Origin of the sequence: Pseudomonas sp. (assembly GCF_035554175.1) — a bacterium.
GTDB lineage: Bacteria > Pseudomonadota > Gammaproteobacteria > Pseudomonadales > Pseudomonadaceae > Aquipseudomonas.
The window spans coordinates 34,463-52,306 of sequence record NZ_DATMIV010000040.1 but is presented as its reverse complement, the minus strand read 5'-3'; the positions used below and the strand labels follow the sequence as shown (position 1 = coordinate 52,306).

General features: G+C 58.0%; 16 protein-coding genes. 14 read left to right on the top strand and 2 right to left on the bottom strand.

The features are described from left to right. Positions 1 to 319: 319 nt before the first annotated feature. Complete coding sequence (gene gltA / locus VNV36_RS18265; RefSeq protein WP_003222994.1) at positions 320 to 1,609, bottom strand: citrate synthase; 1,290 nt, start codon at positions 1,607 to 1,609, stop codon at positions 320 to 322. A gap of 363 nt (positions 1,610 to 1,972) precedes the next feature. Here gltA and sdhC point away from each other — a divergent pair, with 363 nt between their 5' ends. The 12 genes from sdhC to VNV36_RS18205 all read left to right on the top strand — a co-directional run bounded on the left by sdhC (position 1,973) and on the right by VNV36_RS18205 (position 16,410). Then, positions 1,973 to 2,347, top strand: a complete 375-nt coding sequence (sdhC, locus tag VNV36_RS18260; RefSeq protein WP_325719133.1) for a succinate dehydrogenase, cytochrome b556 subunit — start codon at positions 1,973 to 1,975, stop codon at positions 2,345 to 2,347. Continuing rightward, the gene (gene sdhD / locus VNV36_RS18255) at positions 2,341 to 2,709 is read left to right on the top strand and encodes a succinate dehydrogenase, hydrophobic membrane anchor protein (RefSeq protein ID WP_008049683.1); all 369 of its coding nucleotides are present in this window, start codon (positions 2,341 to 2,343) and stop codon (positions 2,707 to 2,709) included. Before sdhC ends, sdhD begins: the two co-directional genes overlap by 7 nt. 3 nt (positions 2,710 to 2,712) lie before the next feature. After that, positions 2,713 to 4,485 (top strand): succinate dehydrogenase flavoprotein subunit, encoded by a 1,773-nt coding sequence (gene sdhA / locus VNV36_RS18250; protein WP_024012149.1) that lies wholly within the window; start codon positions 2,713 to 2,715, stop codon positions 4,483 to 4,485. An 11-nt stretch (positions 4,486 to 4,496) separates the two neighbouring features. Next, positions 4,497 to 5,201 (top strand): succinate dehydrogenase iron-sulfur subunit, encoded by a 705-nt coding sequence (locus tag VNV36_RS18245; protein ID WP_016773675.1) that lies wholly within the window; start codon positions 4,497 to 4,499, stop codon positions 5,199 to 5,201. Between the two features lie 251 nt (positions 5,202 to 5,452). Then, positions 5,453 to 8,284 carry a 2-oxoglutarate dehydrogenase E1 component gene (locus tag VNV36_RS18240; protein ID WP_325719129.1) on the top strand — a complete coding sequence of 944 codons (2,832 nt, stop codon included), beginning with the start codon at positions 5,453 to 5,455 and terminating at the stop codon, positions 8,282 to 8,284. 44 nt (positions 8,285 to 8,328) lie between these two features. Continuing rightward, positions 8,329 to 9,552: a 2-oxoglutarate dehydrogenase complex dihydrolipoyllysine-residue succinyltransferase gene (gene odhB / locus VNV36_RS18235; protein WP_325719127.1), complete on the top strand. Its 1,224-nt coding sequence runs from the start codon at positions 8,329 to 8,331 to the stop codon at positions 9,550 to 9,552. 108 nt (positions 9,553 to 9,660) lie between these two features. Then, positions 9,661 to 11,097, top strand: a complete 1,437-nt coding sequence (lpdA, locus tag VNV36_RS18230; protein ID WP_325719125.1) for a dihydrolipoyl dehydrogenase — start codon at positions 9,661 to 9,663, stop codon at positions 11,095 to 11,097. A gap of 184 nt (positions 11,098 to 11,281) precedes the next feature. Beyond that, positions 11,282 to 12,448: an ADP-forming succinate--CoA ligase subunit beta gene (gene sucC / locus VNV36_RS18225; protein ID WP_325719123.1), complete on the top strand. Its 1,167-nt coding sequence runs from the start codon at positions 11,282 to 11,284 to the stop codon at positions 12,446 to 12,448. Then, positions 12,448 to 13,332: a succinate--CoA ligase subunit alpha gene (gene sucD / locus VNV36_RS18220; RefSeq protein ID WP_253500475.1), complete on the top strand. Its 885-nt coding sequence runs from the start codon at positions 12,448 to 12,450 to the stop codon at positions 13,330 to 13,332. The genes sucC and sucD overlap by 1 nt, the downstream gene beginning before the upstream one ends. A 360-nt stretch (positions 13,333 to 13,692) precedes the next feature. Next, positions 13,693 to 15,006 (top strand): branched-chain amino acid transport system II carrier protein, encoded by a 1,314-nt coding sequence (brnQ, locus tag VNV36_RS18215; RefSeq protein ID WP_325719120.1) that lies wholly within the window; start codon positions 13,693 to 13,695, stop codon positions 15,004 to 15,006. Between the two features lie 265 nt (positions 15,007 to 15,271). After that, positions 15,272 to 16,012, top strand: a complete 741-nt coding sequence (locus VNV36_RS18210; protein ID WP_325719118.1) for a DUF599 domain-containing protein — start codon at positions 15,272 to 15,274, stop codon at positions 16,010 to 16,012. Further along, the gene (locus VNV36_RS18205; RefSeq protein WP_325719113.1) at positions 16,009 to 16,410 is read left to right on the top strand and encodes an MAPEG family protein; all 402 of its coding nucleotides are present in this window, start codon (positions 16,009 to 16,011) and stop codon (positions 16,408 to 16,410) included. The genes VNV36_RS18210 and VNV36_RS18205 overlap by 4 nt, the downstream gene beginning before the upstream one ends. A 63-nt stretch (positions 16,411 to 16,473) precedes the next feature. Here VNV36_RS18205 and VNV36_RS18200 read toward each other — a convergent pair whose 3' ends face one another. Further along, the gene (locus VNV36_RS18200) at positions 16,474 to 16,710 is read right to left on the bottom strand and encodes a hypothetical protein (protein WP_007959016.1); all 237 of its coding nucleotides are present in this window, start codon (positions 16,708 to 16,710) and stop codon (positions 16,474 to 16,476) included. A 158-nt stretch (positions 16,711 to 16,868) separates the two neighbouring features. Here VNV36_RS18200 and VNV36_RS18195 point away from each other — a divergent pair, with 158 nt between their 5' ends. Continuing rightward, positions 16,869 to 17,345 carry a PaaI family thioesterase gene (locus VNV36_RS18195; RefSeq protein WP_325719109.1) on the top strand — a complete coding sequence of 159 codons (477 nt, stop codon included), beginning with the start codon at positions 16,869 to 16,871 and terminating at the stop codon, positions 17,343 to 17,345. Continuing rightward, positions 17,342 to 17,794 (top strand): PaaI family thioesterase, encoded by a 453-nt coding sequence (locus tag VNV36_RS18190; RefSeq protein ID WP_325719107.1) that lies wholly within the window; start codon positions 17,342 to 17,344, stop codon positions 17,792 to 17,794. Before VNV36_RS18195 ends, VNV36_RS18190 begins: the two co-directional genes overlap by 4 nt. Positions 17,795 to 17,844: the final 50 nt, after the last annotated feature.

Genomic DNA, 17,844 nt, shown 5'->3' with positions numbered 1-17,844 from the left:
CGCCTAAAAAAAGTAAGCAAAAAAACGCTTGCTCCTGCGTTCGGCCCTCGCAGGCTCGGGTTCCTTCGCTGCGCCCGGATCGGTTCCGTAACGAAGGAACCCCGAGCTTTAGCGAGCGGGCCGTACGCCGGAGCAAAGCCTTTTGGGTTACCTTTTCGGCGTTTGGAAAAGGTGACTCGCTGTAAGAGCGAAACCATAAGAAGCCGTTACCGCAGCAACGGATATGCTCAGAATTCTGGAGGGCAAACCAAACAAAAACGGCCTCTATATAAGAGGCCGTTCCTGACACACCACTAACCCATCACAAAAAGAAAAAACCTTATTTGCGATCTTCCAGCTTGGTAATGTCACGCGACTCGTAACCCGTGTACAGCTGGCGCGGACGGCCGATCTTGTATGGGCTCGAAAGCATTTCCTTCCAGTGCGAGATCCAGCCCACAGTACGTGCCAGGGCAAAAATCACAGTGAACATGCTGGTCGGAATGCCGATCGCCTTGAGGATGATCCCCGAGTAGAAGTCGACGTTCGGGTACAGCGAGCGCTCGATGAAGTACGGGTCGGTCAGGGCGATCTCTTCCAGGCGCATGGCCAGTTCGAGTTGCGGATCGTTGTTGATCCCCAGTTCCTTCAGCACTTCGTCGCAGGTCTGCTTCATGACAGTCGCGCGAGGGTCGCGGTTCTTGTAGACGCGGTGACCGAAGCCCATCAGTTTGAACGGATCGTTCTTGTCCTTGGCCTTGGCGATGAACTTGTCGATGTTCGACACATCGCCAATCTCGTCGAGCATGGTCAGCACGGCTTCGTTCGCACCGCCGTGGGCAGGGCCCCACAGTGCGGCGATACCGGCGGCGATACAGGCGAACGGGTTGGCACCCGAAGAGCCGGCCAGACGCACGGTGGAGGTCGAAGCGTTCTGCTCGTGGTCGGCATGGAGGATGAAGATCCGGTCCATGGCCTTGGCGAGTACCGGGCTGATCGGTTTGATCTCGCACGGGGTGTTGAACATCATGTGCAGGAAGTTTTCCGCGTACGTCAGGTCGTTGCGCGGGTACATCATGGGCTGGCCCATGGAGTACTTGTAAACCATCGCTGCCAGGGTCGGCATCTTGGCAACCAGACGGATCGCGGAGATTTCGCGATGCTGCGGGTTATTGATGTCCAGGGAGTCGTGGTAGAAGGCCGAGAGGGCGCCGACTACACCGCACATGACGGCCATCGGGTGGGCGTCACGACGGAAGCCGTTGAAGAAGGTTTTCAGCTGCTCGTGAACCATGGTGTGGTTTTTCACGGTGCTGACGAACTGGGCCTTCTGTTCTGCAGTCGGCAATTCGCCGTTGAGCAGCAGGTAGCAGGTTTCCAGGTAGTCCGACTTTTCAGCCAGCTGTTCGATCGGGTAGCCGCGGTGCAACAGAATGCCGTTGTCGCCGTCGATATAGGTAATTTTCGATTCGCACGAAGCGGTCGACATGAAACCCGGGTCGAAAGTGAAGCGGCCCGTGGCCGTCAGGCCCCTGACATCGATTACATCGGGACCAACGGTGCCGGTTAAAATGGGCAGCTCGACGGGGGCTGCGCCCTCGATGATCAACTGCGCTTTTTTGTCAGCCATGTGGCCTCCTATTTATGCTTGAACCATCAGACAGACCCCCCACGCAGGGCCCGCACCACTATAGTGAGATAAATTCGAATGTCAATTTGCCTAAAGTCTTGCTCCAGAAGGCTTTAAGCCGACTTTTTCCTCGAAATTGCCTGCCATTTACGCCTTTTATGCAACTTGTGCAATCCGCTATTGGGGGTAGGTGAACGCGTTGTCATTAGTAGCCTAACTGTCTATACTCGGCCACCGACCGCCAAGGGCTTTTGGGCTTGCTTTCATTGGGGGTCGCATCCCTGGGTGGTGGTTACCTGACCAGTGCACTCCCCAACAACTTTGCCCTGATTGTTAGGGGCTCTTCAGTGTGAAAAAAAAGCCGTGAAAAGCCAACGACCTGTAAACCTAGACCTAAGGACCATCAAACTCCCAGTCACTGCTTACACGTCCATTCTTCACCGTATCTCCGGTGTCATCCTCTTTGTGTGCCTTGCCGTGATGCTCTATGCATTGGACAAGTCGCTGAGCTCCGAGGAAGGCTTCGGTCAGGTGAAAGCGTGTCTGACCAGTCCGCTAGCCAAGCTAGTGATTTGGGGCATCCTGTCCGCTCTGCTGTATCACCTGGTAGCCGGTGTGCGCCACTTGATCATGGACATGGGCATCGGTGAGACGCTGGAAGGCGGCAAGCTGGGCTCGAAAATCGTTATCGCCGTTTCCGTGGTGGTAATCGTTCTGGCAGGAGTCTGGATATGGTAACTAACGTCACTAACCTGTCGCGTTCGGGCCTCTATGACTGGATGGCACAGCGTGTGTCTGCGGTCGTTCTCGCGGCTTACTTCATCTTTCTGATCGGATACATCGTCGCCAACCCTGGCCTCGAGTATGCCCAGTGGCATGAACTGTTCGCTCATAACGGAATGCGTATTTTCAGCCTGCTGGCCCTTGTTGCTCTGGGCGCTCACGCCTGGGTCGGCATGTGGACCATCGCGACCGACTACCTGACGCCGATGGCGTTCGGCAAGTCCGCAACGGCGATACGTTTCCTTTTCCAGGCAGTATGCGGCGTTGCAATGTTCGCTTACTTCGTCTGGGGTGTGCAGATTCTCTGGGGTATCTGATTCATGGCTAACATTCCAACGATTTCTTTCGACGCCATCATCATTGGTGGTGGCGGTGCCGGCATGCGCGCTGCGCTGCAGCTGGCACAGGGCGGCCACAAGACTGCGGTGATCACCAAGGTTTTCCCGACCCGTTCGCACACTGTATCCGCACAGGGTGGCATCACCTGCGCAATCGCCTCTGCCGACCCGAACGATGACTGGCGCTGGCACATGTACGATACCGTCAAGGGCTCCGACTACATCGGTGACCAGGACGCTATCGAATACATGTGTCAGGAAGGCCCGGCTGCCGTGTTCGAGCTGGACCACATGGGTCTGCCATTCTCGCGTACCGAGCAAGGCCGTATCTATCAGCGTCCGTTCGGTGGCCAGTCCAAGGACTACGGCAAGGGCGGTCAGGCTGCACGTACCTGCGCCGCTTCCGACCGTACCGGTCACGCGCTTCTGCACACTCTTTACCAGGGCAACCTGAAAGCCGGCACCACGTTCCTCAACGAGTACTATGCTGTCGATCTGGTAAAAAACCAGGAAGGCGAATTCGTTGGTGTGATCGCGATCTGCATCGAAACCGGCGAAACCTCCTACATCCGCGCCAAGGCGACTGTTCTGGCAACTGGCGGTGCAGGCCGTATCTACGCGTCCACCACCAATGCCCTGATCAACACCGGTGACGGCGTGGGCATGGCGCTGCGTGCCGGTGTACCGGTGCAGGATATCGAGATGTGGCAGTTCCACCCGACCGGCATCGCCGGCGCCGGTGTACTGGTCACAGAAGGTTGCCGTGGTGAAGGTGGTTACCTGATCAACAAGCACGGCGAGCGTTTCATGGAGCGTTATGCTCCGAACGCGAAAGACCTTGCCGGTCGTGACGTAGTTGCCCGTTCGATGGTCAAGGAAATCATCGCCGGCAACGGTTGCGGTCCGAACGGCGACCACGTAATGCTCAAACTCGACCACCTGGGCGAGGAAGTGCTGCACAGCCGTCTGCCAGGCATCTGCGAACTGTCCAAGACTTTCGCCCACGTTGACCCGGTAGTTGCTCCGGTTCCGGTTGTGCCGACCTGCCACTACATGATGGGCGGCGTTGCCACCAACATTCATGGTCAGGCGATCACCCAGAACGCTGAAGGTCAGGACCAGATCATTCCTGGTCTGTTCGCCGTAGGCGAAGTGGCTTGCGTATCGGTGCACGGTGCCAACCGTCTGGGCGGCAACTCGCTGCTCGACCTGGTGGTATTCGGTCGCGCTGCCGGCCTGCACCTGGAAAAGGCGTTGACCGACGGCATCGAATACGACGACGCTACCGAGTCCGACATCGAAGCTGCACTGTCGCGTCTGAACGCGCTGAACAACCGTACCGACGGTGAAGACGTTGCCACCCTGCGTCGCGAGCTGCAAAGCTGCATGCAGAACTACTTCGGTGTATTCCGTACCGGCGAATACATGCAGAAGGGCATCGCTCAGCTGGCCGATCTGCGCAAGCGTATCGCCAACGTGAAGATCAACGATAAGTCGCAGGCGTTCAACACTGCACGTATCGAAGCGCTGGAACTGCAAAACCTGCTGGAAGTGGCTGAAGCTACCGCCATCGCGGCCGAAGTACGTAAAGAGTCCCGCGGCGCTCACGCCCGTGAAGACTTCGAAGACCGTGATGACGAAAACTGGCTGTGCCACACCCTGTACTTCCCGGGTGACAAGCGCGTCACCAAGCGTGCCGTGAACTTCTCGCCGAAGACTGTTCCGACTTTCGAACCTAAAGTCCGGACTTATTAAGGGTGACCGCCATGTTGCAAGTCAGTGTTTATCGCTACAACCCTGATCAGGACGCTGCGCCGTTCATGCAGGATTTCCAGGTCGATACCGGTGGTAAGGACCTGATGGTGCTGGACGTGCTGGCCCTGATCAAAGAGCAGGACGAAGGGTTCTCCTATCGTCGCTCCTGCCGTGAAGGCGTCTGCGGTTCCGACGGCATGAACATCAACGGCAAGAACGGTCTGGCATGCATTACGCCGCTGTCTGCCGTTGTAAAAGGTAACAAGTTGATCGTTCGTCCACTGCCAGGTTTGCCGGTTATCCGTGACCTGGTCGTCGACATGAGCATCTTCTACAAGCAATACGAGAAGGTGAAGCCTTACCTGCAGAACGATACGCCGGCTCCGGCCATCGAGCGTCTGCAGTCGCCAGAAGAGCGCGAAAAGCTCGACGGTCTGTACGAGTGCATCCTGTGCGCCTGCTGCTCGACCTCCTGCCCGTCCTTCTGGTGGAACCCGGACAAGTTCCTGGGTCCAGCTGCGCTGCTGCAAGCCTACCGCTTCCTGGCAGACAGCCGCGATACCAAGACCAGCGAGCGTCTGGCTTCACTCGACGACCCGTTCAGCGTTTTCCGCTGCCGGGGCATCATGAACTGCGTCAACGTATGTCCGAAAGGCCTGAACCCGACTAAGGCCATCGGTCACATCCGTAACATGCTGCTTTCGAGCGGCGTGTGATTCAGCTGCTGTAACCGTTGCACCGTAGAGGCTGTGGCGCGGGCTTCAACCCGCGTCATGGCTATAACCAGAGCCGTAGCCAAAAGCTGCAGCTCTTCTTTTGAAGAAATGAGACAAGCAGGGGCATCCGGGCTGGTACCCGGACTATCAGTGTGATCCTAGGTGGCTTGTTTTAGTCGCTGCATTCGGACTTCTGCAAGTTTGCTCGGTGTCGACACCGATGGTGTTCCCCTAACCGAGGGTGACCAAGCATGCAAGAAAGCGTGATGCAGCGCATGTGGAACAGCGCCTACCTTTCAGGTGGAAACGCTGCCTATGTGGAAGAGCTTTATGAGCTCTACCTGCACGACCCTAACGCTGTGCCAGAAGAGTGGCGCACCTACTTTCAGAAGTTGCCGGCCGACGGCAACTCTGCCACTGATGTTTCGCACTCGACGATTCGCGATCATTTCGTGCTGCTGGCAAAGAACCAGCGCCGCGCCCAACCGGTTTCCGCCGGCAGCGTGAGCAGTGAGCACGAGAAGAAGCAAGTTGAAGTGCTGCGATTGATCCAGGCCTACCGTATGCGTGGCCACCAGGCAGCCCAGCTTGACCCGCTGGGGCTGTGGCAGCGTCCTGCACCTGCAGACCTGTCGATCAATCATTACGGCTTGACCAATGCCGATCTTGATACGACCTTCCGTGCCGGCGACCTGTTCATCGGCAAAGAGGAAGCGAGCCTACGCGAAATTCACGAAGCGTTGCAGCAGACATATTGCCGCACCATCGGCGCTGAATTCACGCACATTACCGATTCCGAGCAGCGCCAGTGGTTCCAGCAGCGTCTGGAAAGCGTGCGTGGTCGTCCAACGTACTCCGCCGACATCAAGAGCCACCTGCTCGAGCGCGTGACTGCCGGTGAAGGTCTGGAAAAATACCTGGGCACCAAATACCCGGGCACCAAGCGTTTCGGCCTGGAAGGCGGCGAAAGCCTGATCCCGATGCTCGACGAACTGATCCAGCGTTCCGGCTCGTACGGCACCAAGGAAGTCGTCATCGGCATGGCTCACCGTGGCCGTCTGAACGTACTGGTCAACACCTTCGGCAAGAACCCGCGCGAGCTGTTCGACGAGTTCGAAGGCAAGAAGAAGGTCGAGCTCGGTTCCGGTGACGTCAAATATCACCAGGGCTTCTCGTCCAACGTGATGACCACCGGCGGTGAAGTTCACCTGGCCATGGCGTTCAACCCGTCCCACCTGGAGATCGTTTCCCCGGTGGTCGAAGGTTCGGTGCGCGCCCGTCAGGACCGTCGCAACGACCTGACCGGTGAGAAAGTCCTGCCGATCTCCATCCACGGTGACGCGGCATTCGCCGGTCAGGGCGTGGTCATGGAAACCTTCCAGATGTCGCAGACCCGCGGTTTCAAGACCGGCGGTACCGTGCACATCGTGATCAACAACCAGGTCGGTTTCACCATCAGCAACCCGCTGGACTCGCGTTCCACCGAGTACGCCACCGACGTTGCCAAGATGATCCAGGCGCCGATCCTCCATGTGAATGGTGACGATCCGGAAGCCGTGCTGTTCGTGACCCAACTGGCCATCGACTACCGCATGCAGTTCAAGCGTGACGTGGTGATCGATCTGGTCTGCTACCGTCGTCGCGGCCACAACGAGGCCGACGAGCCAAGCGGCACCCAGCCACTGATGTATCAGCAGATCACCAAACAGCGCACCACCCGTGAGCTGTACGCTGATCGCCTGACCCAGGCCGGCGTGCTCGACGCTGAACGTGTTCAGGCCAAGGTCGACGAATATCGCAACGCGCTGGACAACGGCCTGCACGTAGTGAAATCGCTGGTCAAAGAGCCGAACAAAGAGCTGTTCGTCGACTGGCGTCCGTACCTGGGCCACGCCTGGACTGCGCGTCACGACACTCGTTTCGACCTGAAGACCCTGCAAGAGCTGTCCGCCAAGCTGCTGGAAATTCCGGAAGGCTTCGTGGTTCAGCGTCAGGTCGCGAAGATCTACGAAGACCGTCAGAAGATGCAAGCCGGCGGCCTGCCGATCAACTGGGGTTACGCCGAAACCATGGCGTACGCGACCCTGGCGTTTGAAGGTCACCCGATCCGCATGACCGGTCAGGACATCGGCCGTGGTACGTTCTCGCACCGTCACGCTGTGCTGCACAACCAGAAAGACGCGGGCACCTACATTCCGCTGCAGAACCTGTACGACGGTCAGCCACGTTTCGACCTGTACGACTCGTTCCTCTCGGAAGAAGCGGTACTGGCGTTCGAATACGGGTACTCGACCACCACGCCAAACGCACTGGTGATCTGGGAAGCCCAGTTCGGCGACTTCGCCAACGGTGCACAGGTCGTGATCGACCAGTTCATCACCAGCGGCGAGCACAAGTGGGGCCGTCTCTGCGGTCTGACGATGTTGCTGCCACACGGTTACGAAGGTCAGGGCCCTGAGCACAGCTCAGCACGTCTTGAGCGTTACCTGCAACTGTGCGCCGAGCACAACATTCAGGTGTGCATGCCGACCACTCCGGCACAGATCTACCACTTGCTGCGTCGCCAGGTGATTCGTCCGCTGCGCAAGCCACTGGTCGTGCTGACGCCGAAGTCGCTGCTGCGCCACAAGCTGGCCGTGTCGACCCTGGAAGATCTGGCCGAAGGTTCGTTCCAGACCGTGATCCCGGAAATCGACGCACTGGACCCGAAAAAGGTCGAGCGCGTGGTTCTGTGCAGCGGCAAGGTCTACTACGACCTGCTGGAAAAACGCCGTGCCGAAGGCCGCGAAGATATCGCCATCGTGCGTATCGAGCAGCTGTATCCGTTCCCTGAGGACGACTTGAAGGAAGTCCTGGCTCCGTACACCAACGCCAGACATGCCGTCTGGTGTCAGGAAGAGCCGATGAACCAGGGTGCCTGGTACTGCAGCCAGCATCACTTGCGTCGCAGCATCGCCAACCTCGACAAGACTCTCGTACTTGAGTACGCGGGCCGTGAGGCTTCGGCTGCGCCAGCTTGTGGTTACGCATCGATGCACGCCGAGCAGCAGGAAAAACTGCTGCAAGATGCTTTCACTGTTTAACGCCTTCGCGCTGACTGAAACCGAATTTTAAGGACCCACAGATAATGGCTATCGAAATCAAAGCCCCGTCATTCCCGGAATCGGTTGCCGATGGCACCGTTGCCACCTGGCACAAGAAACCAGGTGAGGCCGTCAAGCGTGACGACCTGATCGTCGACATCGAAACCGACAAGGTCGTGCTCGAAGTGTTGGCTGAAGCGGACGGCGTGCTGGGCGCAATCGTTGCCGAAGAGGGCGCTACCGTTCTGTCGAACCAGGTCTTGGGCTCGATCGAAGAGGGCGGTGCTGCTGCCGCTGCTCCAGCCGCTGCTGCTCCGGCTGCTACTGCCGCCGCCGCACCGGCTGCTGCCGATGGCGAAGATGACCCGATCGCAGCTCCGGCTGCGCGCAAGCTGGCTGAAGAAAACGGCATCAACATCGCTTCCGTTGCCGGCACCGGCAAGGGCGGTCGTGTGACCAAGGAAGACGTAGTTGCCGCTGTGGCTGCGAAGAAAGCTGCTCCGGCTGCCGCACCTGCCAAGGCTGCCGCTCCTTCGGCTGCTGCGCCTGTGTTCGCCGCTGGCGACCGCATCGAGAAGCGCGTACCGATGACCCGCGTCCGGGCCACCGTGGCCAAGCGTCTGGTCGAAGCCCAGTCGAACATGGCGATGCTGACCACCTTCAACGAAGTCGACATGACCGAAGTCATGGCCCTGCGCTCGAAGTACAAGGACCTGTTCGAGAAGTCCCACAACGGCGTACGTCTGGGCTTCATGTCGTTCTTCGTGAAAGCGGCCACCGAGGCGCTGAAGCGCTTCCCGGCTGTCAACGCGTCGATCGACGGCGGCGACATCGTTTATCACGGCTATGCGGACATCGGCGTTGCCGTTTCCAGCGACCGTGGCCTGGTTGTACCGGTTCTGCGTAACGCCGAGCTGATGAGCCTGGCTGAAATCGAAGGCGGCATCGCCACATTCGGCAAAAAAGCCCGTGACGGCAAACTGTCGATGGACGAGATGACCGGTGGTACCTTCACCATCACTAACGGTGGTACCTTCGGTTCGATGATGTCGACGCCGATCGTCAACCCGCCGCAGGCAGCGATTCTGGGCATGCACAACATCATTCAGCGTCCGATGGCCATCAACGGTCAGGTCGTGATCCGTCCGATGATGTACCTGGCACTGTCCTACGATCACCGTCTGATCGATGGCAAAGAAGCTGTGACCTTCCTGGTGACCATCAAGAACCTGCTGGAAGATCCGGCTCGTCTGTTGCTGGATATCTAAAAAGCAGCTGCAAGCTTTCAGCTACAAGCCTCAAGCTCAAGGCGAGCGGGTGGGCTTGCAGCTTGAAGCTTGCGGCTTGTAGCTTTATTGCTAAAGAGGATTTTTTGAATGTCGCAGAAATTTGACGTAGTAGTGATCGGTGCCGGCCCTGGCGGCTATGTAGCGGCCATCAAGGCTGCTCAGTTGGGCCTGACCACTGCCTGCATCGAGAAGTACACCGACGCAGAGGGCAAGCAAGCCCTGGGCGGTACCTGCCTGAACGTAGGTTGCATTCCTTCCAAGGCGCTGCTGGACAGCTCGTGGAAATACAAGGAAGCCAAAGAGAGCTTCAACGTTCACGGGATCTCGACCGGCGAAGTCAAAATGGACGTCGCTGCGATGGTTGGCCGCAAGGCTGGCATCGTCAAGAACCTGACCGGCGGCGTTGCCACCCTGTTCAAGGCCAACGGCGTTACTTCGATCCAGGGCCACGGCAAGCTGCTGGCCGGCAAGAAAGTCGAAGTCACCAAGCCGGACGGCTCGGTTGAAGTCATCGAAGCGGAAAACGTCATCCTCGCGCCAGGTTCGCGTCCGATCGACATTCCACCGGCTCCGGTTGACCAGAAAGTCATCGTCGATTCGACTGGCGCTCTGGAATTCCAGACCGTTCCTAAACGTCTGGGCGTGATCGGCGCTGGCGTGATCGGTCTTGAACTGGGTTCGGTGTGGTCGCGTCTGGGTTCCGAAGTGGTTGTTCTGGAAGCGCTGGACACGTTCCTGATGGCAGCCGACACCGCTGTTTCCAAGGAAGCGCTGAAGACCCTGACCAAGCAGGGTCTGGACATCAAGCTGGGCGCTCGCGTTACCGGTTCGAAAGTCAACGGTGAAGAAGTTGTCGTCAACTACACCGATGCCAACGGCGAACAGACCATCACTTTCGACAAGCTGATCGTAGCCGTTGGTCGCCGCCCGGTGACCACTGATCTGCTGGCTGCCGACAGCGGTGTGACCCTCGACGAGCGCGGTTTCGTGCACGTTGACGATCACTGCGCGACCACCGTACCGGGCGTTTACGCAATCGGTGACGTGGTTCGCGGCATGATGCTGGCGCACAAGGCTTCGGAAGAAGGCATCATGGTCGTCGAGCGCATCAAGGGCCACAAGGCTCAGATGAACTATGATTTGATCCCTTCGGTTATTTATACTCACCCGGAAATCGCGTGGGTTGGTAAAACCGAACAGGCTCTGAAGGCCGAAGGCGTTGAAGTCAACGTTGGCACCTTCCCGTTCGCCGCTTCCGGCCGTGCCATGGCAGCCAACGATACCGGTGGTTTCGTCAAGGTCATCGCCGATGCCAAGACCGACCGCGTATTGGGCGTGCACGTGATTGGCCCGAGCGCTGCAGAACTGGTTCAGCAGGGCGCGATCGGTATGGAATTCGGCACCAGCGCTGAAGACCTGGGCATGATGGTTTTCTCCCATCCGACCCTGTCCGAAGCCTTGCACGAAGCTGCTCTGGCAGTGAATGGCGGCGCCATCCACATTGCCAACCGCAAGAAGCGTTAAGACACACAATAAGAAACCACGGCGGTAGCGGCCCGTCGTGAGCCTTGCGAGCAAGACTCACCGCGGAATGTCCGCCGGACGCAGTCTTGCGTAGCTCAGCTACGCAAGCAGCAGTCACAGGTGGCGCGGCACTCAAACGAGCGCAGCGCCGAATGCGCAGTACCTAACGAAGACGGTAAAAAGCATGAATCTTCACGAGTATCAGGGTAAGCAGCTGTTCGCTGAATACGGCCTGCCAGTTTCCACTGGTTACGCAGTAGACACCCCGGAAGCAGCAGCAGAAGCTTGCGACAAGATCGGCGGCAACGAGTGGGTCGTCAAAGCCCAGGTTCACGCCGGTGGTCGCGGTAAAGCGGGCGGTGTAAAACTGGTTCGCAACAAAGAAGACGCCAAGGCCTTCGCACAGCAGTGGCTGGGCAAGCGTCTGGTGACTTACCAGACTGACGCCAATGGCCAGCCAGTCACCAAGATCCTGGTTGAATCGTGCACTGATATCGCTAAAGAGCTGTACCTGGGCGCTGTCGTTGACCGTTCGAGCCGTCGCATCGTGTTCATGGCTTCCACCGAAGGTGGCGTGGACATCGAGAAAATCGCTCACGACACTCCAGAAAAAATTCTCAAGGCCACTATCGATCCACTGGTTGGCGCTCAGCCATCCCAGGGTCGCGAGCTGGCATTCCAGCTGGGTCTGGAAGGCAAGCAGGTCACTCAGTTCGCCAAGATCTTCGTCGGTCTGGCCAAGCTGTTCAAAGACCACGACCTGGCTCTGCTGGAAGTGAACCCGCTGGTGATCAAGGCTGACGGCGATCTGCACTGCCTCGATGCGAAGATCAACATCGACGCCAACGCCATGTACCGTCAGCCCAAGCTGAAGGCTTTCCACGATCCGTCGCAGGACGATCCGCGCGAAGCGCACGCTGCCAAGTTCGAACTGAACTACGTGGCCCTGGAGGGCAACATCGGCTGCATGGTCAACGGCGCCGGTCTGGCCATGGGTACCATGGACATCGTCAACCTGCACGGCGGCAAGCCTGCCAACTTCCTCGACGTAGGCGGTGGTGCTACCAAAGAGCGCGTGACCGAAGCTTTCAAAATCATTCTGTCCGACAGCAATGTCGCTGCAGTACTGGTTAACATCTTCGGCGGCATCGTTCGTTGCGACATGATTGCCGAAGGCATCATCGGTGCAGTGAAAGAAGTCGGCGTGAAAATCCCGGTTGTTGTTCGTCTTGAAGGCAACAACGCTGAACTGGGCGCTAAAGTACTGGCAGAAAGCGGTTTGAACATCATCGCTGCTACCAGCCTGACCGACGCTGCTCAACAAGTCGTTAAAGCTGCGGAGGGCAAGTAATGAGCGTCCTGATCAATAAAGACACCAAAGTCATCTGCCAGGGCTTCACCGGCGCGCAGGGTACTTTCCACTCCGAACAAGCCATTGCCTACGGCACCAAAATGGTCGGCGGCGTGACTCCAGGCAAGGGTGGTACCACTCACCTGAACCTGCCAGTGTTCAACACTGTGAAAGAAGCCGTAGCAGCCACCGGCGCCACCGCCAGCGTGATCTACGTTCCGGCTCCTTTCTGCAAGGACTCGATCCTGGAAGCGGCCTTCGGCGGCATCAAGCTGATCGTCTGCATCACCGAAGGCATTCCTACCCTGGACATGCTGGACGCCAAGGTCAAATGCGACGAGCTGGGCGTGGTCCTGATCGGCCCTAACTGCCCAGGCGTGATCACCCCAGGCGAATGCAAGATCGGCATCATGCCAGGTCACATTCACTTGCCAGGCAAGGTCGGTATCGTTTCGCGTTCCGGCACCCTGACCTACGAAGCTGTGAAGCAGACCACTGACGCCGGTTTCGGTCAGTCCACTTGCGTGGGCATCGGCGGTGACCCGATCCCGGGTTCGAACTTCATCGACATCCTGAAGCTGTTCCAGGAAGACCCGCAGACCGAAGCGATCGTGATGATCGGCGAGATCGGCGGTTCGGCTGAAGAAGAAGCGGCTGCCTACATCAAGGCCAATGTGACCAAGCCGGTTGTTTCCTACATCGCTGGTGTGACTGCTCCTCCGGGCAAGCGCATGGGCCATGCTGGCGCAATCATCTCTGGCGGCAAAGGCACTGCAGACGAGAAATTCGCTGCGCTGCAGGACGCAGGCGTAAAAACCGTGCGTTCGCTGGCAGACATCGGCAAGGCCCTGGCCGAGCTGACTGGCTGGGAAGTGAAGAAGTAAGCTTCGGCTGACTTTCAGCTCCAGCAACAAAGGCTACCTTCGGGTAGCCTTTGTCGTTTCAGAGCAGCGGCAAGCTTCAAGCAGCTAGCTGCAAGATAGAAGCTTGCAGCTTGAAACTTGTAGCTTGCGGCTGCTTTTCTTATGTAAACGCGACACCGAAACGTCGCGTATCGGATAGTTCGCCCTCTAACAGTGCGTTTGTCAGCCAAATTCGTTAGGCTGGCAGCCATTTTTGCGTCCGCCGCCCACAAGGTAGCCACGCGCTTTAAAGGTCAGTCCCATACGGATCGACAGCATTTCCCTAATCCCACAGGGCAATCCCCCTCTAAATTCCGATTTCAGTAGTGTGGTATTACCTTAATGAAAGTTTTGAAAGGTCAGGACATCCTGGCACTTGGTTTTATGACGTTTGCCCTGTTTGTCGGGGCCGGTAACATCATTTTCCCGCCGATCGTTGGCCTGCAGGCCGGACCTCATGTCTGGATGGCCGCGCTGGGCTTTTTGATCACCGCCGTAGGCTTGCCGGTGGTCACTGTGGTGGCGCTGGCCAAGGTCGGCGGCGCCATGGACGCGTTGAGCAGCCCCATCGGCAAGATCGCTGGCGGTATTCTCGCAGCCGCTTGCTATCTGGCGGTGGGCCCGCTGTTCGCCACCCCGCGTACGGCAACCGTATCGTTTGAAGTGGGCCTGGCGCCATTGACCGGCGAAAGCCCGTTGGCGCTGTTGCTTTACAGCTCGGTGTATTTCCTGCTGGTGTTCTTCATTTCGCTCTACCCCGGGCGTCTGCTGGATACGGTCGGCCGCTTCCTCGCACCGCTGAAGATCATCGCGCTGGCAGTGCTGGGTATCGCTGCATTCGCCTTGCCGGCGGGTGATATCGGTAACGGCACGCCGGAATACGTCGCCGCACCGTTCTCCCAGGGCTTCATCAATGGTTACTTGACCATGGATACCCTCGGTGCGCTGGTATTCGGCATTGTGATCGTCAACGCGATCCGCTCCCGTGGTGTCGAGTCGCCGAAGTTGATCACCCGTTACGCAATCATCGCCGGACTGATTGCCGGCGTCGGACTTGCGCTGGTGTACGTCAGCCTGTTCCGTCTCGGCTCCGGCAGCCATGAAGTCGCGGTCGGCGCCACCAACGGCGCAGCGGTCTTGCATGCCTATGTGCAACATACCTTCGGCTTGTTGGGCAGCGGTTTCCTCGCGGTGCTGATCTCGCTGGCGTGTCTGGTTACGGCGGTGGGCCTGACCTGTGCCTGTGCTGAATACTTCAGCCGTGTGCTGCCGTTGTCCTACAAGACGTTGGTCATTATTCTCGCGGCGTTTTCGCTGCTGGTATCCAACCTCGGTCTGACCAAGTTGATTGCCTTCTCGATTCCGGTGCTGACGGCGATCTACCCGCCGTGCATCGTTCTGGTCGCGCTGAGCTTCTGCAAGGATTTCTGGCATGAACATGCGCGGATCCTCGGACCGGTGATGCTGGTGTCGTTTGTGTTCGGCACCATCGATGCGTTGAAAGGCGCCGGTCTGGCCGACTGGATGCCAACCCGGCTCACCCACCTCCCGCTGAGCGAGCAGGGGCTGGCGTGGCTGGTGCCTTGCGTGATGACCCTGGTGGTCGCAGTGGTGTGTGATCGCCTGCTGGGCAAGCGCAGCGAAGCGGTTGCCTGACGTGTTCTGATCCGCCACAAGCGGGTTCAGCACGGTTAAACAGAAATGCCCCGTATCAATCGATACGGGGCATTTTTTATTCGCGGGAGGCAGTGTCTTTTTGACTGAACTAACGTCGAAAGAGTTGCCTGGTCTCCATGTGGGAGCGAGCTTGCTCGCGAAAGCGTATTGGCAGTCACCCTCAATGCCAACAGATACACCGCTTTCGCGAGCAAGCTCGCTCCCACAGGTTTCTGATGTACCGCGTCTCATCACAAGGAATTGCATGTCGTTCATCCAAGCCAATCTGATCCACCTGCTCGCCGCCGTCTGGTTCGTCGTCTGCTGGGGCGGTTACACCCGTTATGCCACCTGGAAGGCCCGCGATACCGCGTGTCTGGCCAGCGTGTTGCACCTGTACCGCGAAGACTGGATGCGCCGCATGTTGTTGCGTGACAACCGTATCGCCGATGCCAGCGTGATCGGTAATCTGGAGCGCAACGCCTCGTTCTTCGCCTCCAGCACATTGATCATTCTCGCCGGTATTCTCACCGTGCTCGGTGCGTCCGAGCGCGCGGTGTCGTTGTTGGCGGATATTCCGATGGTGCAGCAGGCGTCGCAGGGCATGTCGGAGATCAAGTTGCTGTGTCTGGCGCTGGTGTTCGTCTATGCGTTCTTTACGTTCAGCTGGTGCATGCGCCAATACAACTTCGCGGCGATTCTGGTCGGTTCGGCACCGATGATCGGCGAGCGCCAGGTCACCGAGCAGGAGCGTAAGGCCTTCGCCTCACGAGCGGCTCGGGTGATTTCGATGGCAGCCAACCAGTTCAACTTCGGTCTGCGCTCTTACTACTTCGGCATGAGCATGCTGGCCTGGTTTGTCAGCCCGTGGCTGTTCATGATCATGAGCGCCGGTGTGGTGGTGGTGTTGTATCGCCGTGAGTTTCATTCCGACGTTCTCGATGTCATGGTCTATACCCCTACAGAAGCGCCCGTCCCTGAGGCGAACAAAGAGGCTGTGCAATGAGTATTCCGTTCTGGTGTGTGTTTATCAGTGCTTTATTGATCTATGTGGCGCGCATGCCGGTGGCCAAGGCCATGAAAGAGCAGGGCGGATACGACAATCATCTGCCGCGCCAGCAACAGGCGCAGTTGACCGGGTTTGGTGCCAGGGCGCTGGCGGCCCATCAAAACAGTATCGAGGCGTTTGTATTGTTTGCGGTTGCTGTGCTGATGGCGCACACCACGCAGACGACGGGCTGGCTGATCGATACGCTGGCGATCCTCTTCGTGATCTCGCGGATTTTCTATCTGTGGTTCTACCTGGCCGATTTGCCCAAGTTGCGCAGCCTGATCTGGTTAGTTGGCCTCATATGTTCGTTGTTGCTGATGATTAGTCCGACTTTTAGAACGGTGTTGCTCTAGGCTGGTAAATTGCGGGCAAAAGAAAACCCGCACTTGGCGGGTTTTCCTTTCACACCGAAAAGCTTATTGCTTTTTGGCGGCTTCTTCTTGAGCAGCGGCGTTCGATTCAGCCTGAGCTTTGGCAGCTTCGGCGTTTTCTTTTGCTGCGTCGTTCACTTTATCCTGAGCTTTGTTCATGTCTTGCTGAGCTTGCTCAGCATGTTGGTTGGCATCTTGAGCTTTGTCCTCGGATTTTTTATCGCAGGCAGCGAGACCGAGGGAAGCGGTCAACATCAAGGCAATAGCTAAAGTCTTACGCATGGGGTGTTTCTCCTTATGGAAAATAACTACTGGCCTTAAGAGCTTGCCGCTACAGGTTAAGTTCCTCATTTGTTTCAGATATATAAGTTTGTTTTATCACGGAACTTTTGCCGCATTTCTCAATACTGGCACAAGGCCCAAACGCGAGTAATTATCAGATGGCCGAAAACCCCGTTTTTGAGCGTGCGACGCGCTTTTTGTCGGCGCTTCGTCACTGCCAGGTGCTGGGTCTGCGAGTGCACAGTGCCTCCTGTGACGGGCTGACAGTAATCCTGCCTTATAGCGAAATAATTGTCGGCAATCCCGAAACCGGAGTGATCCATGGCGGCGCCATCACCTCGTTGATGGACACGGCGTGCGGCATGTCGACCTTATGTGTGCTGCCGCAGTTCGAGGTCTGCCCGACCCTCGATCTGCGCATCGACTACATGCACGCCGCTGAACCAAACAAAGATGTGTATGGCTTTGCCCAGTGCTATCGCGTCACTACGGATGTGATCTTCGCGCGTGGCTTTGCCTACCAGGACGATCCTGACCAGCCAATCGCCCATGTCGTCGGCACATTCATGCGCATGGGCATCGGCTTGAAGGGCAGCAAAGGTTTCGCGGGCGCTAGCAAGGAAGCCGGTCAATGAGCAACGATCTCAGGGAACAGCTGCAGCAGGCCCACGCACAGGGCGATTATGCATCGCTGCTGGCGCTGATCCCTTATGCCGGGCTGATCGGCATCGAATGCTCACGGATGGGCGATGAGTTGCTGTTCAAGCTGCCGGCGAACAAAGACAACATTGGTAACCCTTTATTGCCGGCGATCCACGGCGGGGTAATTGCCGGGTTCATGGAGCTGGCGGCGGCCCTGCATCTGCTGATTTTTACCGGCACCCCCGGTGTGCCGAAGATCATCGACTTTTCCCTCGATTTCCTGCGGGCCGGGCAGTTTCGCGACACCTGGGCCAGGTGTCAGGTCTGCCGCCAGGGCCGTCGCGTGGCCAACGTCGCGATCACTGCGTGGCAGAGTACCGAGGGCGAGCCAATCGCCACGGCCCGCGCGCACTTCAAAATTGATGAGCCCTTGAAATCCTGAACAGCGCCCCCAACTCAGATGACAACCCGCCGCAGACCATTCGGGTCGCG